21 protein-coding genes are annotated in these 25268 nt (G+C 65.2%); 11 read left to right on the top strand and 10 right to left on the bottom strand.

Annotation, left to right across the window (positions count from 1 at the left end; translation table 11 throughout):
• The first annotated feature begins 103 nt into the window (after positions 1–103).
• Genes tsaB through FNZ07_RS24845 form a run of 4 tightly spaced genes read left to right on the top strand, consistent with a single transcriptional unit; the run spans position 104 to position 3540 of the window.
• Entirely contained in the window at positions 104–943 is an 840-nt protein-coding gene (gene tsaB / locus FNZ07_RS24860) for a tRNA (adenosine(37)-N6)-threonylcarbamoyltransferase complex dimerization subunit type 1 TsaB (RefSeq protein WP_091013943.1), read from the top strand.
• The gene (gene rimI, locus FNZ07_RS24855) at positions 940–1434 is read left to right on the top strand and encodes a ribosomal protein S18-alanine N-acetyltransferase (protein WP_091013940.1); all 495 of its coding nucleotides are present in this window, start codon (positions 940–942) and stop codon (positions 1432–1434) included. The genes tsaB and rimI overlap by 4 nt, the downstream gene beginning before the upstream one ends.
• Positions 1421–2476 (top strand): uracil-DNA glycosylase, encoded by a 1056-nt coding sequence (locus tag FNZ07_RS24850; RefSeq protein WP_091013936.1) that lies wholly within the window; start codon positions 1421–1423, stop codon positions 2474–2476. The genes rimI and FNZ07_RS24850 overlap by 14 nt, the downstream gene beginning before the upstream one ends.
• Positions 2473–3540 (top strand): DUF1853 family protein, encoded by a 1068-nt coding sequence (locus tag FNZ07_RS24845; protein ID WP_407670680.1) that lies wholly within the window; start codon positions 2473–2475, stop codon positions 3538–3540. Before FNZ07_RS24850 ends, FNZ07_RS24845 begins: the two co-directional genes overlap by 4 nt.
• 100 nt (positions 3541–3640) lie before the next feature.
• Here FNZ07_RS24845 and thiD read toward each other — a convergent pair whose 3' ends face one another.
• Positions 3641–4447, bottom strand: a complete 807-nt coding sequence (gene thiD, locus FNZ07_RS24840) for a bifunctional hydroxymethylpyrimidine kinase/phosphomethylpyrimidine kinase (RefSeq protein WP_091013932.1) — start codon at positions 4445–4447, stop codon at positions 3641–3643.
• Between the two features lie 97 nt (positions 4448–4544).
• On the bottom strand, positions 4545–5852 hold the full coding sequence (lplT, locus tag FNZ07_RS24835; RefSeq protein ID WP_091013927.1) for a lysophospholipid transporter LplT: 1308 nt from the start codon (positions 5850–5852) through the stop codon (positions 4545–4547).
• Positions 5853–6071: 219 nt separating this feature from the next.
• Between lplT and alr the strand changes: the two genes are divergently transcribed.
• From alr to FNZ07_RS24820, 3 genes are all read left to right on the top strand, one after another.
• Entirely contained in the window at positions 6072–7142 is a 1071-nt protein-coding gene (alr, locus tag FNZ07_RS24830) for an alanine racemase (protein WP_091013924.1), read from the top strand.
• A gap of 50 nt (positions 7143–7192) precedes the next feature.
• A complete protein-coding gene (gene radA / locus FNZ07_RS24825; protein WP_091014757.1) occupies positions 7193–8569 on the top strand; it encodes a DNA repair protein RadA in 1377 nt (458 codons plus the stop codon).
• A 131-nt stretch (positions 8570–8700) separates the two neighbouring features.
• Positions 8701–8964, top strand: coding sequence for a DUF2866 domain-containing protein (locus FNZ07_RS24820; RefSeq protein WP_177228292.1), 264 nt, complete (start codon positions 8701–8703; stop codon positions 8962–8964).
• A 27-nt stretch (positions 8965–8991) separates the two neighbouring features.
• Here FNZ07_RS24820 and FNZ07_RS24815 read toward each other — a convergent pair whose 3' ends face one another.
• Both FNZ07_RS24815 and FNZ07_RS24810 read right to left on the bottom strand, forming a co-directional pair.
• The gene (locus tag FNZ07_RS24815; protein WP_091013917.1) at positions 8992–10026 is read right to left on the bottom strand and encodes a CaiB/BaiF CoA transferase family protein; all 1035 of its coding nucleotides are present in this window, start codon (positions 10024–10026) and stop codon (positions 8992–8994) included.
• Positions 10027–10124: 98 nt separating this feature from the next.
• On the bottom strand, positions 10125–12056 hold the full coding sequence (locus FNZ07_RS24810) for an ATP-binding cassette domain-containing protein (protein ID WP_091013915.1): 1932 nt from the start codon (positions 12054–12056) through the stop codon (positions 10125–10127).
• A gap of 154 nt (positions 12057–12210) precedes the next feature.
• Here FNZ07_RS24810 and FNZ07_RS24805 point away from each other — a divergent pair, with 154 nt between their 5' ends.
• The gene (locus FNZ07_RS24805; RefSeq protein ID WP_091013912.1) at positions 12211–12702 is read left to right on the top strand and encodes a glutathione peroxidase; all 492 of its coding nucleotides are present in this window, start codon (positions 12211–12213) and stop codon (positions 12700–12702) included.
• A gap of 42 nt (positions 12703–12744) precedes the next feature.
• On the opposite strand, the gene cls is transcribed toward FNZ07_RS24805, so the two are convergent.
• The 6 genes from cls to dapC form a co-directional block, all read right to left on the bottom strand.
• Positions 12745–14184 (bottom strand): cardiolipin synthase, encoded by a 1440-nt coding sequence (gene cls / locus FNZ07_RS24800; RefSeq protein ID WP_091013908.1) that lies wholly within the window; start codon positions 14182–14184, stop codon positions 12745–12747.
• Positions 14185–14332: 148 nt separating this feature from the next.
• The gene (prmB, locus tag FNZ07_RS24795) at positions 14333–15217 is read right to left on the bottom strand and encodes a 50S ribosomal protein L3 N(5)-glutamine methyltransferase (protein WP_091013904.1); all 885 of its coding nucleotides are present in this window, start codon (positions 15215–15217) and stop codon (positions 14333–14335) included.
• A gap of 17 nt (positions 15218–15234) precedes the next feature.
• Positions 15235–16374 carry a succinyl-diaminopimelate desuccinylase gene (gene dapE / locus FNZ07_RS24790; RefSeq protein ID WP_091013901.1) on the bottom strand — a complete coding sequence of 380 codons (1140 nt, stop codon included), beginning with the start codon at positions 16372–16374 and terminating at the stop codon, positions 15235–15237.
• A gap of 122 nt (positions 16375–16496) precedes the next feature.
• Positions 16497–16862 (bottom strand): ArsC family reductase, encoded by a 366-nt coding sequence (locus FNZ07_RS24785; RefSeq protein WP_091013899.1) that lies wholly within the window; start codon positions 16860–16862, stop codon positions 16497–16499.
• Complete coding sequence (gene dapD, locus FNZ07_RS24780; RefSeq protein ID WP_091013896.1) at positions 16862–17710, bottom strand: 2,3,4,5-tetrahydropyridine-2,6-dicarboxylate N-succinyltransferase; 849 nt, start codon at positions 17708–17710, stop codon at positions 16862–16864. The genes FNZ07_RS24785 and dapD overlap by 1 nt, the downstream gene beginning before the upstream one ends.
• A 65-nt stretch (positions 17711–17775) precedes the next feature.
• Complete coding sequence (dapC, locus tag FNZ07_RS24775; RefSeq protein ID WP_091013894.1) at positions 17776–18993, bottom strand: succinyldiaminopimelate transaminase; 1218 nt, start codon at positions 18991–18993, stop codon at positions 17776–17778.
• 263 nt (positions 18994–19256) lie between these two features.
• Between dapC and FNZ07_RS24770 the strand changes: the two genes are divergently transcribed.
• The 3 genes from FNZ07_RS24770 to FNZ07_RS24760 all read left to right on the top strand — a co-directional run bounded on the left by FNZ07_RS24770 (position 19257) and on the right by FNZ07_RS24760 (position 25229).
• The gene (locus FNZ07_RS24770; RefSeq protein ID WP_091013892.1) at positions 19257–20216 is read left to right on the top strand and encodes a DMT family transporter; all 960 of its coding nucleotides are present in this window, start codon (positions 19257–19259) and stop codon (positions 20214–20216) included.
• A gap of 148 nt (positions 20217–20364) precedes the next feature.
• The gene (gene smc / locus FNZ07_RS24765) at positions 20365–23883 is read left to right on the top strand and encodes a chromosome segregation protein SMC (protein ID WP_091014756.1); all 3519 of its coding nucleotides are present in this window, start codon (positions 20365–20367) and stop codon (positions 23881–23883) included.
• A gap of 122 nt (positions 23884–24005) precedes the next feature.
• Entirely contained in the window at positions 24006–25229 is a 1224-nt protein-coding gene (locus FNZ07_RS24760; RefSeq protein ID WP_091013889.1) for a cell division protein ZipA C-terminal FtsZ-binding domain-containing protein, read from the top strand.
• Positions 25230–25268 lie beyond the last annotated feature (39 nt).

Genomic DNA, 25268 nt, shown 5'->3' with positions numbered 1-25268 from the left:
GCGCGGCCCGGCGGCGGCTGGAGCGATTCTTCCAAACCAGCCGGGCCGCGCGCCGGTACGGCAGGCATCCGGCGATTCAAGGCGCCGCATTACAATAGCGGCCATGACTCGAACTGTGCTGCTTGCCCTCGATACGTCGACCGAATTCTGTTCGGTCGCGTTGCTGTCCGCCTTCACGGCGTCTGTTACCTCAACCGTTACCGCTACTTCCTCCGATCCGCTCATCTGGGTGCGCCACGAAGCGACCGGTGCTGTGTCCAGTGCGCGGCTTTTGCCGGCTATCCGCGAGCTGTTCGAGGAGGCGGGGCTAGCGCTTTCCGCCTGCGATGCGATTGCGTTCGGTGCCGGGCCGGGCTCGTTTACCGGTTTGCGGACCGCGACCGGCGTCGCGCAGGGCCTCGCGTTTGGGCTTGACCGGCCGGTGGTGCCGGTCAGCACCTTGCTCGCCTGCGCGGAGAGTGCGCGTTCGCGCGATCCATCGGCGGCGCGCGTGCTCGTGGCGCTCGATGCGCGCATGGACGAGGTCTATTGGGCCGACTACGCGTGGGACGAAGCGCAGGGTGAATGGCGCACGGTACACGCAGCGTCGCTCGATGCACCCGGTCAGGTCGGCCTGCCCGATGCGCCGTTCACGCTCGCAGGGAATGCAGCCGCTGTGTTCGGCGCGCGTTTGCCGGCGCGCGACGCGGCGCGCGTGGTCGACGGTGCAGCGTTGCCGCACGCCGTGCCGGTCGCGTTCGCCGCGCTGCGCGCGTTTCGCGCCGGGCGCACCGTGCCGGCCGACCAGGCGGCACCCGAGTACGTGCGCAACAAGGTTGCGCAGACAACGGTTGAACGGATGGCGGTAAAAGCGGCGCAAGCCGCCGGAGCAACCGCGGTGCCGGTCTCTACTGAATCGGTCAGCGCGCAGCCGAAAGCCGTGCGAGGCGAGGGCTCGCGATGAGCGGCGTGCTGCTCGCGGACCGCTACGTTTCGCCGATGACCGAGGGCGATCTGGACGAAGTCGCCGCCATCGAAAAAGTCGCCTATGAATTTCCGTGGAGCCGCGGTAATTTCGAGGATTCCTTGCGCAACGGCTACCTCGGCATTTGCCTGCGACATGTCACCGGTACGCTGCTCGGTTACTGCGTGCTGATGCCGGTCGTCGACGAGATGCATCTATTGAATCTGTGCGTTGCGCCGGCTGCGCAAGGCGCGGGGGCGGGACTTACGTTGCTGCGCGAAGCAGTGCGTGTGACGCGCACGGAAAAGCTCGACGGCTTGCTGCTCGAAGTACGGCCGTCGAATCATCGGGCCATCCGGCTCTACGAGCGCTTCGGCTTTGCGACGATCGGCCGGCGCAAAAACTATTATCCGGCGCGTCATCGCGGCCGGGAGGACGCCATCGTGATGCGTTTTTCGTTTGCAGAGGAGGGCGCAGATGGCGCTGCATGAATCCGCGCTGGAAGAACTCGGGCTCGCGACCCAGTGGGTGAGGCGCGGGAGTGCGCCGACGGAGGCTGCTGCGTCTGCCGGGATGGGACGCGATAGTGCATCGACGGAGGCTGCTGCGTCTGCCGGGTTGCGACGCGACAGTGCGTCGATTGAACGTGCGGTATCTGCCGGGACGATCGAGCCACAGGCGGGGCGGCCGGCCGTGGTCGTGGAGTCGCAGACAGGCACGCCGGCGCACGGTGCGAGCACCGGAAGCACGCGAAGTACCGACAAGGCATCGGACCGGCTGGACGCCCGCAACGTACGCAGCACGCCCGCTGCTTCGGCCGAAGCACCGCCGCCGCCCGACGACGACTTCGCCTGGTTCGACGACCTGCCCTCGACACCTCCGCAGCAACGAAAGCAGCAGCCCGGCACCAGCGACGCCAACCAGGCCAGTCAGGAAGAACCGGCGCAAGCCGCAGTCGCCACGCTCGACTGGGACGCCTTGAGCGAGCGCGTATCTGCATGCGAACGCTGCCGACTTTGCGAAAAACGCACGAAGACCGTGTTCGGCGTCGGTGATCGCGAGGCCGACTGGATGCTGGTCGGCGAAGCCCCCGGCGAGAACGAAGACCGCCAGGGCGAACCGTTTGTCGGTCAGGCCGGCAAGCTGCTCGACAACATGCTGCGTTCGCTCGATCTGGCGCGCGACAAGAACGTCTACATCGCCAACGTGATCAAGTGCCGGCCGCCCGGCAACCGCAATCCCGAGCCCGACGAAGTCGCGCGTTGCGAGCCGTATCTGCAGCGCCAGGTTGCGCTCGTCAAGCCGAAGCTGATCGTGGCGCTCGGTCGTTTCGCCGCGCAGAGCCTGTTGAAAACCGATGCGAGCATCTCGTCGCTGCGCGGCCGCGTGCATGCGTACGAGGGCGTGCCGGTCATCGTCACGTATCACCCGGCGTATCTGCTGCGCAGTCTGCACGACAAGGCGAAATCGTGGGCCGATCTGTGTCTCGCGCGCGATACCCTGGGTCGCGCGGCAGACCCGACGGAGCACTGATGGCGACGCCGGCACCAGTGGCCGGTCACGATGCGCGGCGCGACGCATGGGCGGATGCGTTCGACATGCTCACCGATCCGATGCTGCGCGATCTGGCCTGGCTGCTGCACAGTCCCTCGCTGCTGCGTGCGCAACTGCCCGTCGGCGTGCTCGCGCAACCGCTGGGCACGGCCGCTCAGGCGGCGCAGACGCTCGACTGGTTGCACGCGCTCGACGCGGATGCGGGCGCCGCGGGTGCCGCAGGTACATTACATCGCGCGATCGCCGATGCACACGTCACACGTCTCGGCCGGTACGCCGAAACGCTGCTCGTATGGTTTCTGCAAAACGGACCGGTCGCGCGGCTCGTCGCGGCGAACATCGCGCTGCGGCGCGCGGGTGTCACGCTGGGCGAATGCGATTTTCTCGTCGAAACGAACGACGGCCGGCGGCTGCACTGGGAGCTGGCCGTGAAGTGCTATCTGCACGCCGGCGATGGTCGCGCATTGCTTGCCGACTATGTCGGCCCGAACCTGCAGGACCGCTTCGATCGCAAGCTCGCGCATCTGCTTGGGCATCAGTTGCCGCTCAGCGCGCGCGAGGAGTTCGCGTCGCTAGGGCATGTGGGACCGTGGGATGCGCAGATGCTGGTCAAGGGCTGGTTGTTCTACCGGCAGCAAGCCGATCAGCCGGTGGATGCGTATGAAAGATCGATCGTGCGGGGAGCGGGGGAAGAGGCAACAGACGAGGTAACTGACGAACCCGTCGAACTCGATCCGGCGCATCTGCGCGGCTGGTGGGCAACACGCACCGACTGGCCTGCTTTTGCCGCTGCGCATGCGCCGAAGTGGCGCGTGCTGCCGCGTCTCGAATGGCTTGCGCCGCGACGCTATCATCCCACCGAGCCGGCGGTTGCGGAAATGACCGACGCGGTGCAGCTCGCACCGCGGCTTACCCAGCACACCGGGCCGACCATGGTGGCGGGTTTCGACGTCGATGGAACTGGGCGCTGGTGCGAACGCTCGCGCGGCTTCGTGGTGCCGGATACGTGGCCCGCACGTGCGCTGGTGTTTGCGCGCGAGTGACGGCGAACGATGGCGTGCGCGCAGGCGTCGGCAACGCAACGATCAGGCGGGCGTTACTGAAGTCGATCGAACCACGCGCGCCACGATTACAGCGACACGCTCACCACCACCGATAGAAGTGATGCACCGGCCCAACGCCGGAGCCGACATCGAGCTGATCGCTTGCCTGCAGTGCCCCCGTCAGATACGCCTTTGCTTCGGCGACTGCGCTCGCGAGGTCGTCGCGTTGCGCGACCAGTGCCGCGATCGAGGAAGACAGTGTGCAACCGGTGCCGTGCGTGTTTTTCACCGGCACCCGCGGACCGCCGAGCCGCAGCGTGCCATGTTCCTGTATCAGCCAGTCTGGGCTGTCCGCTGCGGCGAGATGGCCGCCCTTCATCAGCACGGCCTGTGCGCCCAGCGCGCGCAATGCTTCGCCCTGGCGAATCATGCCGGCTTCATCGGTAACGGCGGCTTCGCCAAGTAATGCCGCCGCTTCCGGCAGATTCGGCGTGACGAGGCTCGCGAGCGGCAGCAGTTCGTCGCGCACTGCGGCGACCGCATCGGCGGCGAGCAGCGCATGGTTGCTCTTCGAGATCATCACCGTATCGAGCACGATGTGCTTCGGCCGATAGCGCCGCAGCGCGTCGGCAACGGCGCGCGCAATCTGCGCGTTGGCGAGCATGCCGATCTTCACCGCATCGATGCGGATGTCGTCGAACACGGCATCGAGCTGTGCGGTGACGAAGCCCGGATCAGGCGTATGAATAGCGGTGACGCCGCGCGTATTCTGCGCGGTGAGCGCCGTGATGACGCTCGCACCGTAAGCACCGAGCGCCGAGAATGCCTTGAGATCCGCCTGGATGCCGGCGCCGCCGCCGGAGTCCGAGCCGGCGATGGTCAGGACGTTGGGAATCGCGTGTGTCATCGGAAAGCGTGAAATAAGAAGGGCCGGTGCGGACCGCCCACTATGGCGGCGTTACAAGGCGGCGAGGGCGCGTGCGGCACACCGCCATGTAGAACTGTCAGTGGCGCATTTCGCCGATCAAGGCGACCGAGTCGAAGGCGCGCTGGTTCGCCTGGTGACGCCGCATCACAACCCACATCATCAGGCACACGAACGTGCCGAACAGCACGATCACGACCCCGACCGGCACGTCGAGCCAGACGAGCACGGCATACAGGCAGAGCATGACGAGCACCGAGAGGTTTTCGTTGAAGTTCTGCACCGCGATTGAGTGTCCCGCCGACAGCAGCACGTGCCCGCGATGTTGCAGCAGCGCGTTCATCGGCACGACAAAGAAGCCCGACAGCCCGCCGACCACCATCAGGAACAGATACGCGACGAGCAGGTAGCCCGGCACATGCATACGACCGAAATAGATGCCCCAGTGCTCGGGAAACAGATGCTTGGTATAGAACGCCATCAGCATCACGGCGATGCCCATGATGACGCCGACCGGCAGCACCGAGAGCGACTTCTTCAACGGCACCTTGGCTGCGGCGATCATCGCGCCGACTGCGACGCCGACCGCGACGACCGCCTGCAAGATCGCAGCCTGCGACAGCGACATGTCGAGCGATACTTCGGCCCACTTCAGCACGATGAATTGCAACGTCGCGCCCGCGCCCCAGAAGAGCGTCGTGACGGCAAGCGAAATCTGTCCGAGCTTGTCGCGCCAGAGAATCGTGAAGCAGTCGGCGAAGTCGGTGATGAGCTTGATTGGCCCGCGCTCCTGGCGCGGGTAGCGGGCGCCGGTATCGGGAATGCCCAGATTGAACAGCGCGGCGATGATGTAGATGGAGATGATCACGAGCATCGCGGCTTCGGCCGGCGTGCCGATGCTCGCAGGGGTGTGCTTCATGACGTGCGCCGCGATGTGCGGGCTGATCAGCGCACCGCCAAGCACGGTACCGAGAATGATCGAGCCGACGGTCGTGCCTTCGATCCAGCCGTTCGCGGCGACGAGCCGGTCAGGCGGCAGCAGTTCGGTGAGTATGCCGTACTTGGCCGGCGAGTAAGCCGCGGCGCCGAAGCCGACTATGCCGTAGGCAATGAGCGGGTGCGCACCGAACAGCATCACGATGCAGCCGAGCACCTTGATCGTGTTGGTCACGAACATGACCCGGCCTTTGGGGCGGGAGTCGGCGAAGGCGCCCACGAAAGCCGCCAGCACGACGTACGACAGCACAAAGAACAACTTGAGCAGCGGCGTCATCCAGTTCGGGGCGTGGAGATCTTTCAGCAGTGCAATAGCAGCGATCAGAAGCGCATTGTCGGCCAGCGAAGAAAAAAACTGCGCGGCCATAATGGTGTAAAAACCTTTTTTCATCTGATGCGATGCTGTCCTCGCTGCGGTCCGTCCGCCCCGGACACGTGTTCTGCGTCCGGGCTTATTCCGTTCGAAATGGGTTGTGCGCACGGCTTTATAACATGAAAATACTCGCATTCGGACTAGCAAAATCCTTGATCGCACCGCCCAGCGGGCTCTCGACGCACTGAAAACGTCCAGTAAGCTGCTGATTCGCAAGCGTCTTTACGAAAATTTCTCATGCCGCGCCCCCTTCTTGCCACGATTCATACCGCTGCTCTCGCCAACAATCTCGCTGTCGCACGCCGTTATGCGCCGAAGTCGAAAATCTGGGCAGTCGTCAAAGCTAATGCGTATGGCCACGGTCTGGCGCGCGTGTTCCCCGGTTTGCGTGCGACCGACGGTTTCGGTCTGCTGGACCTCGAAGAAGCGGTGAAGTTGCGCGAGCTGGGCTGGGCGGGTCCGATCCTGCTGCTCGAAGGTTTTTTCCGCCCCACCGATATCGACGTGATCGACCGCTATAGCCTCACCACCGCGGTGCATTCCGACGAACAGATGCGCATGCTCGAAATGGCGCGCCTCTCTAAGCCAGTCAACATCCAGCTCAAGATGAATAGCGGCATGAATCGTCTCGGCTATACGCCGGAACGATTCCGCAGCGCGTGGGAACGCGCGCGCGCGTGCCAGGGCGTGGGCCAGATCACGTTGATGACCCATTTCTCCGACGCCGACGCCGAGCGTGGCATCGCGCACCAGATGGCGGCCTTCGAGCGCGGCGCCGAAGGCATTGCCGGCGCGCGTAGCCTCGCGAATTCGGCGGCCACGCTGTGGCACCCCGAGGCGCATTTCGACTGGGTGCGCCCCGGCATCATCCTGTACGGCGGTTCGCCGACCGGTGTGCACAGCGATATTGCCGACACCGGCTTGCAGCCCGCCATGACGCTAGCCTCCGAATTGATCGCAGTGCAATCGCTCGGTGCGGGCCAGACGGTTGGGTACGGCTCGAGGTTTGCCGCGCAGGGGTCGATGCGCATCGGCGTGATCGCGTGCGGTTATGCGGACGGGTACCCGCGGCTCGCGCCCGAAGGCACGCCGGTCATTGTCGACGGGGTGCGCACGCAGGTGGTCGGCCGTGTATCGATGGACATGATTACCGTTGACCTCACGCTGTGCCCGAATGCCGGCGTTGGCTCGCGCGTCGAACTGTGGGGTACGGCGCTGTCGGTCGACGATGTCGCGCAGGCCGCCGGCACGATCGGCTACGAGCTGACGTGCGCGGTCGCGCAGCGCGTGCCGGTGCGCGCCGAATGAGCGCCGCGTGAGTTTCTTGCGGGGCATTGGGTCAGAAGATCGGAAGGCGCGTGGCTAAACAAAAAACGTTGTACACCTGCACCGAATGCGGCGGGCAGGCACCGAAGTGGCAAGGACAATGTCCCGCGTGCGGGGCATGGAATACGCTGGTCGAGGGCGTCGCGGAGCAGGCCAGTACGCATCGCTTTCAGTCGCTCGCAAAGAATGCGCCGGTGCAGCGTCTCGCGGATATCCAGGCATCGGATGTGCCGCGCTTTTCGACCGGTGTCGGCGAGTTCGATCGCGTGCTGGGTGGCGGGCTCGTGCCGGGCGGCGTGGTGCTGATCGGCGGCGATCCGGGCATCGGTAAATCGACATTGCTGCTGCAATCGCTTGCCGCGATCTCGAACGAACGGCGCGCGCTGTATGTGAGCGGCGAAGAATCGGCGGCGCAGATTGCGCTGCGCGCGCAGCGACTGTCGCTGCTCGAAACCGACGTGCAGGCGAGCGAACTGATGCTGCTCGCCGAAATCCAGCTCGAAAAAATCCAGGCGACCATCGATGCCGAACGGCCCGACGTCGCCGTCATCGATTCGATCCAGACCATCTATTCCGATGCGTTGACGTCCGCGCCGGGCTCAGTTGCGCAGGTGCGCGAATGCGCCGCGCAACTCACGCGTATCGCCAAGCAATCGGGCACGGCCATCATCATGGTCGGCCACGTGACGAAAGAGGGCAACCTCGCCGGGCCGCGCGTGCTCGAACACATCGTCGACACCGTGCTGTATTTCGAAGGCGATACGCATTCGTCGTTCCGGCTCGTGCGCGCGTTCAAGAACCGCTTCGGCGCGGTGAACGAACTCGGCGTCTTCGCGATGACCGAGCGCGGCCTGCGCGGCGTCGCCAATCCGTCGGCGCTGTTCCTCTCGCAGCACGAACAGATCGTGCCCGGCTCGTGCGTGCTCGTGACGCAAGAGGGCACGCGGCCGCTGCTCGTCGAAGTGCAGGCGCTGGTCGATTCGGCGAACGCGCCGAACCCGCGGCGTCTTGCGGTGGGACTCGAACAGAACCGCCTCGCGATGCTGCTCGCTGTACTGCATCGGCACGCCGGTATTGCGTGCTTCGATCAGGACGTGTTCCTGAATGCGGTAGGCGGCGTGAAGATCACCGAGCCCGCCGCCGACCTCGCGGTATTGCTCGCAATCCACTCGTCAATGCGTAACAAACCGCTACCGAAGGGCCTCGTCGTTTTCGGCGAAGTCGGGCTCGCGGGAGAAATCCGGCCGTCGCCGCGCGGTCAGGAGCGCCTGAAGGAAGCGGCGAAGCTCGGCTTCTCGATTGCGCTGATTCCAAAGGCGAATGCGCCGAAGCAGCCGATCGACGGGCTGCAGGTCATCGCGGTCGAGCGCATCGAGCAGGCCATCGACCGGGTCCGCACGCTCGAATAGCCGCGCGCCGCGGGTGTATGCGCGATGTAATCCGTCGTAAATATCGCGAGACGAACTGTAACCAAGCTGCTACACGTTTTCCCTATTCTGGCCGGGTGTGTAATCCCACCCGCAGCGGAAAGGATGACGTCTTGAAACAGCCTCATGAAACCGCGACCGATCGACTCGCGAGCCTGCGCGGCTGCCGGGTATCTCCGCCTATCCGGGCGCCGTGGGGCGGCGGCTGCCGGATCGTCGAGTGGATCGACGAAACCGGGCAGATCTCGCGCCGCGTGGTTGCGGAAGACGTGACCGCCGACCAGGTACGGGCCACCATCCGCCAGCACGTGCAAGGACGCAAGCACACGCTGATCGACGACGGGCCTTCCCAGCGGCAGACGTTGCCGCGGCGGTGAGCGGAGCGGCGAAGCTCTCGCTTCGCCTTACCCGGCATCCTTCGACGCTTCCTGCGCGAGCACCGGCGCAAACAGCGGATGCCGTGCCGCTTCCGCCGCCGTCAGCACCGGCGATACGCAGCAATCGAGCGGCTCCAGCAACGTCACCCAGTCCTCCAGCGAATTGCCGGCAATGACCGCCGCGAGTTCCCGCGTCAGCGTGTGCGCATCAGGGCCGCCGATCGCCTGTCCGAGGCTCCAGTGCCGCGTTGCCCAGTCGGGCCGGCCGAGCGCAGTACACAACGTCTCCCAGAACTTCAGTTCGAGCGCACCGACCGCGAGCCACCTTCCATCGAGTGTGCGGTAAAGGTTGTAGCAGGGCACGCCGCCGTTCAGCAGTCCACCGCCAGCGGGCGGCGCGGTGCCGTCGTTGGCGAGCGCGATCTGCGCCACGACGTTGTGCGCGTAGCTCGCATGTGTCATCGAGACGTCGACGAAACGGCCATCGCCGCCGCGCGCAACGTGCCACAGCGCGGCAAGTATCTGCGTGACCGCGCTCAATGCACCGCCGAGCAGGTCGGCGATCTGGAAGTTCGGCAAGACGGGTGCGCCGTCGCGGTCCGCGAGTTGATCGAGCACGCCTGCGTAGCCGATGTAGTTGAGATCGTGGCCCGCGTGCTGCGTGAACGGTCCTGCCGCCCCATAACCGCTGATCGCGCAATACACAAGCTTTGGATTGAGCGCATGCAGCGCCTCGAAACCGACGCCCAGCCGGTCCATCACACCGGGCCGGAAACTTTCGATGAGCACATCCGCTTCGCGCGCCAGCGCACACAGCACCGTGCGTCCCGCCTCCGACTTCAGATCGAGCCGCATCTCGCGTTTGCCGCGATTGACCAGGCGGTAGAACGCCCCGGGCCGACCTGCGGCGCGATCGCTTGAACTCTGCATCATCGTGCGCGTTGCGTCGCCTTCGCCGGGCGCTTCGATCTTCAGCACTTCGGCGCCGAGTTCCGCGAGCCGCAACGTGGCAACGGGGCCGGGTAGCAGGCGCGTCAGATCGAGTACGCGCAGTCCTTGCAATGCGGGAGCAACCGTAGGTGAAGATGAGACAGACGAGTCAGGCGAAGCAGACAAGGCAAACCTCTCATCGATGCCGGCGCGGACCTCGCACGGTGCCGCTAGCCGATCTGTTCAAGTTCCTCGTGCGCACCGAGCCATTCGGCTTCGAGTGCGGCGAGGCGCGCATTCACTTCGGCCTGGCGACGGATCGAATCGGTCAGGCGGGTCTTGTGGGCAGGCTCGTAGCTGGCCGCGTCGGCGACGAACGCATCGAGCGTCGCGCGCTCCGCGTTGAGCGCGTCCATTTCCTTCTCGATCTTTGTGATGCGTGTCTGGAGCGGTTTTTTCAGGTGCGCCAGCTTCTGCCGCGTTTCCGCTTCGAGCCGCCGCTGTTCCTTGCGATTCGGCGCCGAGTCGCCGGCGTCCGGCTCCGCGTTACCGGCCTTCAATGCCGCGCGCTGTTCGGCCGCGTGTTGCAGCAGCCAGTCGCGGTAATCGTCGAGGTCGCCGTCGAACGGTTGCAGCCTGTGCTTCGCGACCAGCATGAACTGGTCGGTCGTCGCGCGCAGCAGGTGACGATCGTGCGACACGAGAATCAGCGTGCCTTCGAACTGCGCGAGCGCCATGGTCAGCGCGTGACGCGTTTCGAGGTCGAGGTGGTTGGTCGGTTCGTCGAGCAGCAGCAGATTCGGTTTTTGCCAGATGATCAGCGCCAGCGCGAGGCGCGCCTTCTCGCCGCCCGAGAACGGCGCGATCCGCGCGCTCGCCATCTCGCCGGGAAAGTTGAAGCCACCGAGGAAATCGCGCAACTCCTGTTCGCGCGTATCGGGTGCAAGCCGCGCGAGGTGTTGCAGCGGCGTGTCGTCGGGGCGCAGCGTTTCGAGCTGATGCTGTGCGAAGTAGCCGATCCGCAGCCCTTTGCCTTCGCGCACGTCGCCGCCTAGCGGCGTCAGCGTGCCGGCCAGCGTCTTGATCAGCGTGGACTTGCCCTGGCCGTTTGCACCGAGCAGGCCGATGCGTTGACCGTTCTGGATCGACAGCGTGACCTGCCCGACGATCGGAATCTCGCTCCCATCGTCCGCGTGGTAGCCGCAGCGCACGTCTTCCATCACGAGCATCGGGTTCGGCGCGGAATCGGGCGTACGGAACTCGAACGTGAACGGCGACGACGCGTGAGCCGGCGCGATCAGCTCCATTCTTTCGAGCGCCTTCACGCGGCTCTGCGCCTGGCGCGCCTTCGTAGCCTTCGCCTTGAAGCGATCGACGAAACTCTGCAAGTGCTCGATGGTTTTGCGCTGTTTCTCGAACGCGCTCTGCTGCAGCGCGAGCTGTTGCGCGCGCAGGATTTCGAACTGCGAGTAGTTGCCGCCGTAACGCTTCACCTGCTGGTTCTCGAGATGCAGCGTGACGTCGCAGATCGAATCGAGGAATTCGCGATCGTGCGAGATCACGATCAGCGTGCCCGCATAGCGATGCAGCCAGTCTTCGAGCCAGACGATCGCATCGAGGTCCAGGTGGTTCGTTGGTTCGTCGAGCAGCAGCAGATCGGACGGACACATCAGCGCCTGTGCGAGGTTCAGCCGCATGCGCCAGCCGCCCGAGAAACTGCTGACGGGTTCGCGCGTCTGGTCGAGCGTGAAACCGAGGCCGAGCAGCAGCGTCTCGGCGCGCGCGGGCGCGGTGTAGCCGTCGGCGTCGGCGAACGCGGCATGTGCGTCGGCTTCGGCGGCGCCGTCATGCGCAGCCGATGCCGCGGCGATGCGCGCTTCGATCGAACGCAGGGCAGTGTCGCCGTCGAGCGTATAGGCGAGGGCGCTCTGATCGACAGCGGGCGTTTCCTGGGCAACGTATGCGATGCGCCACGAGGGCGGCAGCGAGAAGTCGCCGGCATCCGCATGCAGTTCGCCGCGCAGCACGGCGAACAGGGTCGACTTGCCGGCGCCGTTCGCCCCGATCAGGCCGGCTTTCTCGCCGGGGTTCAGAGTAAACGTGGTCTGGTCGAACAGCGGCTTGGTGCCGCGAGCAAGGCTGAACTGAGTGAAGCGGATCACAGGAACGTCGGACCGGAGCGGAGAAAGTCGCTATTTTAGACTGTGCGGCGGTTGGGGAGTATGGCGTGGGCTGGCAAGCAGTTACCCGACAGTCTCAGCGGAACATTTCGCTTAGACTGTGCGCTTTCATCGCAGGACTTCAGGAGAGGACTTCATGGGAAAAAATACGGCATCGGTCTATGAGTTCTCGGCTCGCACGCTCGGCGGCGAGACGATCGGCCTCGCACAGTATCGCGGCAAGGTTCTGCTGATCGTCAACACGGCGAGCGAATGCGGCTTCACGCCGCAATACCAGGGCCTGCAGGCGCTGTACGGCGAATATGCGGAACGTGGACTCGAAGTGCTGGGCTTTCCGTGCAACCAGTTCGGCAAGCAGGAGCCCGGCGATGCGGCGCAGATCGGCGGCTTCTGTGAGCAGAAGTTCAGCGTGTCGTTTCCGATGTTCGACAAGATCGATGTGAACGGGGCGGGCGCGCATCCGCTGTACCGGTACTTGACGTCGGAGGCGCCGGGGTTGCTCGGCATCGGGGCGATCAAGTGGAACTTCACGAAGTTTCTGGTGGACCGCAGCGGTAACGTCATCAAGCGCTACGCGCCAGTGACGAAGCCAGAAGCAATCAAGGCCGATATCGAAAAGCTGCTGTAGCGAACGGCGCGGCGACAGGACCGGCGCAAACAGCCGCGTCGGTCAGAGGATCGGCGCAAACAGCCGCGCCACGTGCATCGCAATGCGCCGCCACGCCGGCGCTTTTTTGTATTCGTTCCGATCGATCTCGAACGATTCCGCGAAGTCGCGCATCAGCATCGCATGGACCTCGGCGGCGAATTCGCGATCGACGGTCAGCACCATGATTTCGAAGTTGAGCCGGAACGAGCGGTTGTCGAGATTCGCGCTGCCGATCGCCGCGGCCACATCGTCGATCAACACCACCTTCTGATGCAGAAAGCCCGGCCGGTAGCGGAACACCCGGATGCCGCTGCGCACGGCGTCGTGCGCATACAGCGTCGACGCGGCGAACACGACACGATGGTCACGCCGGCTCGGGATCAGGATGCGCACGTCGACGCCGCGCAGCACGGCGAGCCGCAGCGCGGACAGCACGGCTTCGTCGGGCACCAGATACGGCGTCGTGATCCAGATGCGCATACGTGCTGCATTGATCGCTTCGACGAAGAACAGCGAGCAGGTTTCGAAGCGGTCCGCCGGGCCGGTCGGCATGACGAGGCAATGCATGCCTTCGGTGGGGGCTTCGAACGGCGGCATCTCGAGCGCCGGCAACTGCTGCGTTGCCCAGTACCAGTCTTCGGTGAAGACGAACTGGATGCTCGCCACCGCGGGTCCGCGCACTTCGATATGCGTATCGCGCCACGGCGAAAGCGGCGGCTTCGCGCCGAGATACTCGACGCCGACATTGTGCCCACCGACAAACGCCCGCTTGCCGTCCACCACGACGATCTTGCGATGATTGCGGAAGTTGAGCTGGAAGCGATTGACGAAGCGCCGGTTGGTCGCGAACGGATGCATCTCGACCCCGGCCGAACGCAGCGCGGCGACATAGCGATGCGGCAGATCGAAGCTACCGATGCTGTCGTACAGGAAGTAAATGCGTACGCCCTGGGCTGCTTTCGTGATCAGTGCTTCTTTGAGCATTTCGCCGAGCGCGTCGGCCCGCACGATGAAGAACTGCACGACGATATAGTGCTGCGCGTTTTCGATCGCATCGAGGATCGCGGCAAACGTCGCCTCGCCGTTGACGAGCGTACGCACCGTGTTGCCCGGCAGGAACGGCATGCCGCCGAGATGCGTGAGCGAGCGCACGAGGCTGTGGCCGAGCGCATCGGTCGGCGCGCCAGCCGATGAAGCGCGCGTGTCCCACTCCGGCGGATGGGCCCGCGAGCGCAGCGTTTCGTTCTCGATGCGACGCGCATCGGCGTAACCGGCGAACTTGCTGCGACCGAGAAACAGATACGGGATGACTGTCAGATACGGCATCGCGACTAGCGACACCGCCCACGCAATCGCACCTTGGGACGTGCGGGTATGCAGGATTGCGTGGCATGCGGCCGCGATGCCCAGCAGATGAGCGAGCAGGACGAGCGGGCCGAGGTGAAGTAAATCGAGTGGCATAGGCGAGCGCGGGTTGGCCGGGCCGGCTCGCGCATGACGTGCACGGCCGGTCGGCGGATGACACTCATCTTACCGAAGCCGTGCGTGTAGCGGTCGGGTTAGATGACAACCGGACTATCCGGGACCACTAACGACCACTCGATCCCGCTCAGACCGGCAGGTCGGCTGCCTGGATCAGGAACACGTTGTTGTCGCCGGCGCTCGTCGTCAGCCACACGAGATCGAGCCCCCCGAATGCAGCCTCGACGTGTTCGCGCTCGTTGCCGATCTCGACGACCAGCACGCCTTCATCGGTCAGCCATTCGCGCGCCGCACCGATGATGCGTCGCACGAGATCCATACCGTCCGCACCGCCTGCGAGCGCCATCTCCGGTTCATGGCGGTACTCGGGCGGCAGCAACTGCATCGATTGCGCGTTGACGTACGGCGGGTTCGTGATGATCACGTCGTAGCGCCGCTCGGGCAGCGGTGCGTAGAGGTCGCCTTCGAACAAGACAATCTGCTCGTCGAGTTCGTACTCATGCACGTTGCGCGCCGCGACTTCGAGTGCCGGCGCGGACAGATCGACCGCGTCGATGTCCGCGTTCGGAAACGCGTGCGCCGCGAGGATCGCGAGGCAGCCAGAACCGGTGCACAGCTCGAGCACGGCGCCGACCTGTTCCGGATCGGCTACGTATGGCTGCAACCCATCCTCGAGCAACTCGCCGATAAACGAGCGCGGCACGATCACGCGTTCGTCGACGTAGAAGCGATAGCCGTGCATCCACGCTTCCTTCGTGAGATACGCAGCGGGGATGCGATCGGTTGCGCGCCGTTCGATCACGTTCAGCACCGCATCGATTTCGGCGGGCGCGAGGCGCGCGTCGAGAAACGGATCGAGCAGATCGAGCGGCAGATGCAGCGTGTGCAGCACGAGGTAGGCCGCTTCATCGTAGGCGTTGGCCGAGCCGTGACCGAACGCGAGCCCGGCCTGGTTGAAACGCGATACGGCGAAACGCAGCAGATCGCGGACAGTGGAAAACGGGTGCGTCATTGCTGCAGGGTCCTCGGTCAGGCGACCAGTTGTTCGAGCACGCGGCGATACACGTTTTTCAGCGGCTCGATGAAGGCGACGTCGATATGCTCGTCGATCTTGTGAATGCTGCCATTGGGCGGCCCGAACTCGACGACCTGCTCGCAGATCTGCGCGATGAAGCGGCCGTCGGATGTGCCGCCGGTGGTGGAGAGTTCGGTGGTGACGCCGGTTTCGTCGACGATCGCACGCGCGAGCGCTTCCGACAGATCGCCGCGCGGCGTGAGGAACGGCAGGCCGCTGACACTCCATTGCAGGTCGTATTCGAGACCATGGCGGTCGAGAATCGCGTGGACACGTTTTTGCAGTCCTTCCACCGTGCTGGCCGTCGAGAAGCGGAAGTTGAACAGCAGGTCCGCATGCCCCGGGATCACGTTGCTGGCGCCGGTACCGCTATGCAGGTTCGATACCTGCCACGTGGTGGGCGGGAAGTATTCGTTGCCGTCGTCCCAGCGCTCGGCTACCAGTTCCGCAAGCGCGGGGGCGAGCACATGCAGCGGATTCTTCGCGAGATGCGGATAGGCAATGTGCCCCTGGATGCCTTTCACGATCAGCTTGCCCGACATCGAGCCGCGCCGGCCGTTCTTCACCATGTCGCCGAGCGTCGCGCTCGATGTGGGTTCGCCGACGATGCAATAGTCGAGCCGTTCACCGCGTTCCTTGAGCGCCTGGACGACCTTGATGGTGCCGTCGGTGGCGGGGCCTTCTTCGTCGCTCGTGATCAGAAACGCAATCGACCCGCGATGCGCCGCGTGTGCCGCGACGAACTCCTCGCTGGCGACGACGAAAGCGGCCAGCGAAGTCTTCATGTCCGCTGCGCCGCGGCCGTACAACTTGCCGTCGCGATGCGTCGGCTCGAACGGCGGCGAGGTCCATTGTTCGAGCGGACCAGTCGGCACGACGTCGGTGTGGCCTGCAAAAACCAGCAGCTTGCCGTCGCCGCTCGAGGTGCCGCGTTTGACGGCCCACAGATTGGTCACGCCGTGCGATTCGATTGTTTCGCAATCGAAGCCGAGCGTGGACAGACGCTCGGTGAGGATGCGCTGGCAGTGCTGATCGTCGGGCGTGACGGAGGCGCGCGCGATCAGCTGTTCGGTAAGGGCGAGGGTGCCGGACATGGATTGGGTATCCACCAGATTCAGATGCAAATGAAAAAACGCCGGCCCATAGGCCGGCTACTACGTGAGTCACTCAACGCGGCGGCTGCTTGCGCAGATCCGCGAGGTCAGCGAGGTCAACGTCAAGCGAACAGCGTTGCGTATTCTTCCGCCGAAAAACCGAGCGTCTTGACCCGACCATTCACGACCACGACCGGCCGCTTGATGACCGAAGGCTTGTGGATCATCAACGCGATCGCACCGGCCTGGTTATCGGCTGCGGCTTTCATGTCGTCGGACAGACCGCGCCAGGTCGTGCCGCGGCGGTTCAGCAGCGCGTCGAGCGACACATCCTTGAGCCAGTCCTGCACGAGCGGCGCCGTGACGCCGGCCTTCTTGAAGTCGTGAAACTCGAACTCGATGCCGTGCTCTTCCAGCCAGACACGCGCTTTCTTCACGGTGTCGCAGTTCGGGATGCCATAGACGACGGTCTTGTTGGCGCGTGCCATCAATCGCCTCGCAGCAGCTCGTTGAGACCGACCTTGGCGCGGGTCTTCGCGTCGACCTTCTTGACGATCACGGCGCAGTACAGACTATGCGAGCCGTCCTTCGACGGCAGGTTGCCCGCCACCACCACCGAGCCCGCCGGAATGCGGCCGTAGGTCACTTCGCCGGTTTCGCGATCGTAAATCTTGGTGCTCTGGCCGAGATACACGCCCATCGAGATCACCGAGTTCTCTTCGACGATCACGCCTTCGACCACTTCCGAGCGCGCACCGATGAAGCAGTTGTCTTCGATGATCACCGGGTTCGCCTGCAGCGGCTCCAGCACGCCGCCGATACCGACGCCACCCGACAGATGCACGTTCTTGCCGATCTGCGCGCACGAACCGACGGTCGCCCACGTATCGACCATCGTGCCTTCGTCGACGTACGCGCCGATGTTGGTGTACGACGGCATCAGCACGACGTTCTTCGCGATGAACGCGCCACGGCGCGCGAGCGCGGGCGGCACGACGCGGAAACCGCCGGCGGCGAAGTCTTCGGCGGTGTAGTTCGCGAACTTCGACGGCACCTTGTCGTAGAACTGGGTGTAGTTCGCGCCATTGCCGCCGTTGCCGCCGGCCGGCATCGGCAGGTTGTCCTCAAGGCGGAACGACAGCAGCACGGCTTTCTTCAGCCATTGATTGACGACCCAGGTACCGTCCTTCTTTTCGGCGACGCGCAGCGTGCCGCGGTCGAGTTGCTCGATCGCGTGTGCGACGGCTTCGCGCACGTCGGCCGGCGCGGCTTTCGGCGACAGCTCGGTGCGGTTTTCCCAGGCGTTATCGATGATCTGCTGAAGTTGTTGCGACATATGGGTGCTTGATGAAGAGGTGTTTGAAATCGGGTGATGGGAGCGGTGGCCGGTTCAGCGTCGGGTTAGCGTTTCAGTCCCCGGCAAAACTCAACGATGCGCCGGGCACCTTCAGTGCACTCGTCGACATCCGCGACGAGCGCGATCCGGATGAAACCCCGGCCCGGGTTCGCATCGTGTGCGGTGCGCGCGAGGTATGAGCCCGGCAGAACCGTCACATTATAGTCGGCGTACAGACGCCGGGCGAATTCGTCGTCCGCGAGACCCGTGCGCTCGACGTTGGCCCACAGATAGAACGCCGCGTCCGGCAGACGCACGTCGAGCACCTCGGCCAGCATCGGCGTAACGGTGGAAAACTTCTGCACGTACTTCGCGCGGTTTTCGCGCACGTGCGTCTCGTCGCTCCAGGCCGCGATGCTCGCCGTCTGGTAGACGGTCGACAGTGCAGCGCCGTGGTAGGTGCGGTACAGCAGGAACTGCTTGAGGATCGCCGCGTCACCCGCGACGAAGCCCGAGCGCATGCCCGGCACGTTCGAGCGCTTCGACAGGCTCGACAGCATCACCAGCCGTTCGAAACCGCGCCCGAGTTTATGGGCGGCTTCGAGCGCGCCAAGCGGCGGGTGTGCTTCGTCGAAGTAGATCTCCGAATAGCATTCGTCGGAGGCGATCACGAAGCCGTAGCGGTCCGACAGCGCGAACAGTTCGCGCCAGTCGTCGAGCGTGAGTACGGCGCCGGTCGGATTGCCGGGGCTGCACACATAGAGCAACTGCGTGCGGGCCCAGATGTCGGCGGGAATCGCCGCGTAGTCGCACGCGAAGTTGCGCGCCGGATCGCTGTTGGCGAAATACGGTTGCGCGCCGGCGAGCAGCGCCGCGCCTTCGTAAATCTGGTAGAACGGGTTCGGACAGAGTACGATCGCGGGCTCGCCGCCGGCCGTACGGGCCGGATCGATCACCGTCTGCGCGAGCGCGAACAGCGCTTCGCGTGAGCCCGCTACCGGCAGGACCTGGGTGGCCGGATCGACGGGCGGCAACGCATAACGCCACGTTACCCAGCGCGCGATCGCGACGCGCAGCGCTTCCGAGCCGAGCGTCGCCGGGTAGGACGCGAGCCCATCCAGCGAGGCGACGACGGCGTCACGGATCAGCGTCGGCGTCGGATGTTTCGGTTCGCCGATGCCGAAGCTGATATGCGGCAGTCCCGCGGGTGGCGTGACGCCCTTGAACAGCGCGCGGAGCTTTTCGAACGGGTAGGGCTGGAGGGAGTCGAGGAGCGGATTCACTTGGCGGATCGGGTCGGATCGAAGACGGGCGGAGACAGGTGCGTGCGGCGGTCGGCGCACACAATGACCGGAGCGCGGGCGCGGCTTCCGGCAACCTCGCGATTATAGCGTGGCCGACAGGCTGCGCGGGGCGCGGCGGGCGGTGGTTGGGCCTGGTGGTTGAGCCCGGTGGTTGAGCCCGATAACGCCGCACCGGCAAACGGAACAGAACAGGAACGGCAATTGGTCACGGTACGGACGACGATCGCGGTGGGCGCCGCACAATGAACACGACCAGCCCCTGGCTGCGCAACTGGCCCGTGCTTGCCATCATGCTGGGCGCATCGGTATGGGGAATGATCTGGTATCCGCTGCGGATGCTTGCCGCGCTCGGCGTGAGCGGCACCGTGGCCAGCGCATCGACGAGTGCGGCCGCCTGTCTGTGCGTGCTCCTGCTGCGACCCCGCGCGATCGCCACACTGCGCTGGCACTGGCTGATACCCACGCTCGGCTTCACAGCGGGCATCACCAATCTCGGCTTCGTCTGGGGCACGATCCACGGCGAAGTGATGCGTGTGCTGCTGCTCTTCTATCTGACGCCCGCATGGACCGCGCTATTCGCACATTTCATCCTGCGCGAGCGTTTGACGTGGGCGGGTGCGGGACTCGCGGCGCTGTCGCTGGCCGGGGCGATGCTGATGCTGTGGTCGCCGCGTCTCGGCATGCCGATGCCCGGCAGTCTCGCCGAATGGGCCGGGCTAGCCGCGGGCATGGGCTTCGCGATGAGCAACGTGCTGATCGTGAAGACGAGCCGCGTGCTGCCGGACATGAAAGCCGAGATGCGCACCGCGACGATCTTCGGCGGGGCGGCGATCTTCAGCTCGTGCGCGTCGTTCTTCGAGGCGATGCCCGCGCCGCCCGCCGGCGCGCACCTTGCCACGGCTGCGCTGCTGGTGTGCGCGCTCGGCTTCGTCCTCGCCACCAACAACATGCTCGTGCAGTACGGCCTCGCGCGCGTGCCGGCGAACCGCGCGTCGATCGTGATGCTGTTTGAGATCGTCGTGACGGCGCTGTCGGCGTGGCTCTTCGCCGGCGAGACGCCGGGGCCGCGCGAGTGGGCCGGCGGCGCGTGCATCGTGCTGGCGTCCGCGCTGGCGAGCTGGGTGCACCGGGCCCGGCCCGAGCCGCTCGACGGGCCTGGCGACGAAGCGGAGCGCCGGAATCGTTCGCGCGCGATGGTATGATTGCCTCTGCCCGCCGCAGCGCGCCTGACCGCGCGTATGCGGCGCCAGGTTCGCGGCGGGTCCGCGCGTCGGCTCGCTACATCGCTGGGCGATGCAGCCGGCAGTCGCGGTCCGTGTCCCTTTTCTCTTTTCAATCAGCGATATCGCCGTGCGTCTGACCTCGATCAAACTCGCTGGCTTCAAATCCTTCGTCGATCCCACTCATTTCCAGGTTCCGGGCCAGCTTGTCGGCGTGGTCGGTCCCAATGGCTGCGGCAAGTCGAACATCATCGACGCCGTGCGCTGGGTGCTGGGCGAATCGCGCGCGTCCGAGCTGCGCGGCGAATCGATGCAGGACGTGATCTTCAACGGCTCGACCGCGCGCAAGCCGGGCAGCCGCGCCAGCGTCGAACTCATCTTCGACAACGCCGACGGCCGTGCTGCCGGCCAGTGGGGCCAGTATGCGGAGATTGCCGTGAAGCGCGTGCTGACACGCGACGGCACATCGAGCTACTACATCAACAATCTGCCGGCCCGCCGGCGCGACATCCAGGACATCTTCCTCGGTACCGGCCTTGGGCCGCGCGCGTACGCGATCATCGGGCAGGGCATGATCTCGCGGATCATCGAGGCGAAGCCCGAAGAACTGCGCGTATTCCTCGAAGAGGCCGCGGGCGTGTCGAAGTACAAGGAACGCCGCCGCGAAACCGAAAACCGTCTGCACGACACGCGCGAGAACCTGACGCGCGTCGAGGACATCGTCCGTGAGCTTGGTGCGAACCTCGAGAAGCTCGAAGGGCAGGCGGTCGTCGCAACGAAATTCAAGGAACTGCAGACCGACGGCGAAGAGAAGCAGCGGCTGCTGTGGCTGCTGCGCAAGAACGAGGCGGGCGGCGAGCAGGAGCGTCAGCAGCGCGCGATCGAACAGGCGCAGATCGACCTCGAAGCCCATACCGCGAAGCTGCGTGAAGTCGAAGCGCAGCTCGAAACGCTGCGCGTTGCTCACTATTCGGCCAGCGACGCGATGCAGGGCGCCCAGGGCGGCCTCTACGAAGCGAATGCCGAAGTGAGCCGGCTCGAAGCGGAGATCCGCTTTATCGTCGAATCGCGCAACCGCGTGCAGGCGCAGATCGCGGCGCTGACTGCCCAGCGCGAGCAATGGAATGCGCAGGCAGCCAAGGCCGGCGACGATCTCGGCGATGCTGAAGAGCAGCTTGCCGTTGCGGAAGAAAAGGCCGCCGTCGCTGAGGAAAGCGCCGCTGCGAAGCACGACGCACTGCCGGCGCTGGAGGCGCGCTGGCGCGATGCGCAGACGCAGTTGAACGAAGAGCGCGGCGGCATCGCGCAGACCGAGCAGGCGTTGAAGCTCGAAGCGGCGCATCAGCGCAACGCCGACCAGCAACTGCAGCAACTGCAGCAGCGTCACGAGCGGTTGAAATCGGAAGCGGGTGGGCTCGATGCGCCCGACGAAGCGCAGCTCGAAGAGTCGCGCATGCAACTCGCCGAACACGAGGAGATTCTGCAGGATGCGCAGGCGCGTCTCGCCGATGCGCAGGAAACGCTGCCGCGCCTCGATGCCGACCGGCGCGCCGCGCAGGAGCGTGTGCAGGCCGAAAGCGCACAGAACCATCAACTCGATGCACGGCTTGCAGCGCTCAAGCAGTTGCAGGAAAACGTGCAGACCGAAGGCAAGATCCAGCCGTGGCTCGACAGGCACGAACTGGGCGGCCTGCCGCGTCTGTGGAAGAAACTGCATGTCGAGGCCGGTTGGGAAACCGCGCTCGAATCGGTGCTGCGCGAGCGGCTCGCCGCGCTCGAAGTGTCGAACCTCGACTGGGTCAAGGCATTCGCCACCGATGCGCCGCCGGCGAAGCTCGCGTTCTACGCGCCGCCCGTGGCCGGCCCCGCGCCCGACGCCCCGGCCACGCTGCGCCCGCTGCTGGCGCTGGTCCGCATCGACGACGCCGGGCTGCGCGCGGTACTCAACGACTGGCTCGGTCGCGCGTTCGTCGCCGACGACCTGCAGCAGGCGCTTGCCATGCGCACGCAGTTGCCGGAAGGCGGCGCGTTCGTCGTCAAGGCCGGCCATGTGGTGACGCGTGTCGGCGTGCAGCTCTATGCCGCCGATTCCGAACAGGCCGGCATGTTGGCACGCCAGCAGGAGATCGAGAACCTGACGCGCCAGGTGCGCGCGCAGGTACTGCTCGCCGAAGAAGCGAAGTCGGCGGCGATTCGTGCGGAAGCGGCGCACACCCAGGCGGCGCAGGTGCTGACCGACGTGCGGCAGCAGGCCGAACGCGCGACGCAGCGGGTACACGCGCTGCAGATGGATGTGCTGAAGCTCGCCCAGGCGCATGAGCGCTATACGCAGCGCAGCACGCAGATCCGCGAGGAACTCGAAGAGATCACCGGGCAGATCGACGAACAGCGTGCGCTGCGTGCCGAATCGGAAGCGAACTTCGAGCGTCACGATACGGAACTGGCCGAATTGCAGGCGCGTTTCGAAGACAACCAGCTTACCTTCGAAGCCCTCGACGAAGCGCTCAGCAATGCGCGCACCGAAGCGCGCGACCTCGATCGCGCGGCCACCGATGCACGCTTCGCCGCACGCAACATGGCGAACCGCATCGACGAACTGAAGCGCAGCATCCAGATCGCGCACGAGCAGAGCGAGCGAGTGGCAGGGTCGCTGGAAGATGCGCGAGCCGAACTCGAAACGATCAACGAACAGACCGCGCACACCGGTTTGCAGGAAGCGCTGGAGCTGCGCGCGGTCAAGGAAGCGGCGCTGCAGGCAGCCCGGCTCGAACTCGACGATCTGACGGCGAAACTGCGCCAGGCCGACGAAACGCGCCTCACCGCCGAGCGCGCGCTGCAACCGCTGCGCGACCGCATCACCGAACTGCAGTTGAAAGAACAGGCTGCGCGCCTAAGCGGCCAGCAGTTCATCGAGCAACTGGCCGAGGCTGGCATCGACGAGGCCGAGCTGCAGGCGAAGCTCACGCCGGACATGAAGCCGTCGTACCTGCAAGGCGAAGTCACGCGGATCAACAACGCGATCGCCGCGCTCGGGCCGGTGAACATGGCCGCGCTCGACGAGCTGAAGGCCGCGAGCGAACGCAAGGCGTTCCTCGATGCGCAATCGGCGGATCTGACCAGCGCGATCGACACGCTCGAAGACGCGATCCGCAAGATCGACCAGGAAACGCGTACGCTGCTGCAAGGCACGTTCGACGAGGTCAACAAGCACTTCGGTGAACTGTTCCCGCGGCTTTTCGGCGGCGGGCAGGCAAGGCTCATCATGACTGGCGACGAGATTCTCGACGCCGGCGTGCAGGTGATGGCACAGCCGCCGGGCAAGAAGAACTCGACGATCCACCTGTTGTCGGGCGGCGAGAAAGCGCTGACCGCGACGGCACTCGTGTTCGCGATGTTCCAGTTGAATCCGGCGCCGTTCTGTCTGCTCGACGAAGTGGACGCGCCGCTCGACGACGCGAACACCGAACGTTTCGCCAACCTGGTTCGCGCGATGGCGGAAAAGACGCAGTTCCTGTTTATCTCGCACAACAAGATCGCGATGGAGATGGCGCAGCAGCTGATCGGCGTGACGATGCAGGAACAGGGCGTGTCCCGGATCGTCGCAGTCGATATGGAAGCGGCGGCAGGATTCGCACAGAATGCGCTTTGACGCGCGGGTTTGAATCGTTTGAATCACATGCGCCGGCGGCCCTGTCGTAGACTCGGGCAAACCGCGGCAGGCAAATGAGCTGGCAAGTGAATTGAAACAAGGGAATTGCTGATGGAGCGTGCATGGACGAGTTGACACTCGGTTTGATCGGTGCCGGCGCTGTGGTCGTCGGAGGCGTGGTGGCGTACAACGCATGGCAGGGCGCGAAAGTGCGCCGCAGGATGCCGCGGCCGATGCCGGCCGACGCCGCCGAAGCGCAGGCCCGCGACGATCAGGCGGAACAGAGTCCGTTCATCGAACCGGCGCGCCAGCCGGTGCGCCGCGAACCGGCGGCGGGCGAGGCCGGCGCCAGCGTGGCGCCGCGCGTCGAGCCGACGTTCGGCGCGGTCGCTCCGCTCGATACACCGGCAGATATACAGGCCGAGGCGACGACGCCAAACGGCTTCCCCGAGCATGCCGGCGACGGTGGGCCCGACGAAGCGGTCGAACCGATCCTGCCTGCCGCGACGACGATCTCGTCTGCGCCGCCCGCCATCGTGGACCGCCGCATCGACTGCATCGTGCCGATCCGGCCCGCCGCAACCGTGGCTGGCGACAAGGTGATTCCGTTTGCGCAGCGCCTGCGCCGCGCGGGCAGCAAGCCCGTGCATATCGAAGGCAAGCCGGAAGGCGGTGGTGCATGGGAGCTGCTGCAAAACGGCGTGCGCTACGAGGAACTGCGCGCGGCTGCGCAACTTGCGAACCGTAGCGGGCCGCTCAACGAACTGGAGTTCTCCGAGTTCGTGACCGGCGTCCAGCAGTTCGCCGATGCAATCGATGCATCGCCGGAATTTCCCGACATGCTGGAAACCGTCGCGATGGCGCGCGAACTCGACGGCTTTGCCGCGCAGTGCGACGCGCAACTGTCGATCAACGTGATGTCGGATGGCGCGCCGTGGTCGGCGAATTACGTGCAGGCGGTGGCGTCGCAGGACGGACTGCTGCTATCGCGCGACGGCACCCGCTTCGTCAAGCTCGACGCGAAGCAGAGCCCGGTGTTCATGCTGCAGTTCGGCGACACGAATTTCCTGCGCGACGACCTGACCTACAAGGGCGGCCAGATGATCACGCTGGTGCTCGACGTGCCGGTGGCCGACGAGGACATCCTGCCGTTCCGGCTGATGTGCGATTACGCGAAGTCGCTGGCTGAGCGGATCGGCGGGCGTGTGGTCGACGATCAACGGCGGCCGTTACCCGAGAGCGCGCTTCTCGCCATCGAAAAACAACTGATGACGCTGTACGCAAAACTCGAACAGGCGGGGATTCCGGCGGGTTCGCCGGCTACCCGGCGGTTGTTTAGTCAGTAATGCAACAGCTAAGGTTGGCGCAGCGCGGTGTGGTGTGGT

It is taken from the genome of Paraburkholderia megapolitana, assembly GCF_007556815.1.
Classification (GTDB): Bacteria; Pseudomonadota; Gammaproteobacteria; order Burkholderiales; family Burkholderiaceae; genus Paraburkholderia; species Paraburkholderia megapolitana.
This window is presented reverse-complemented; position numbering and strand designations above follow the sequence as displayed.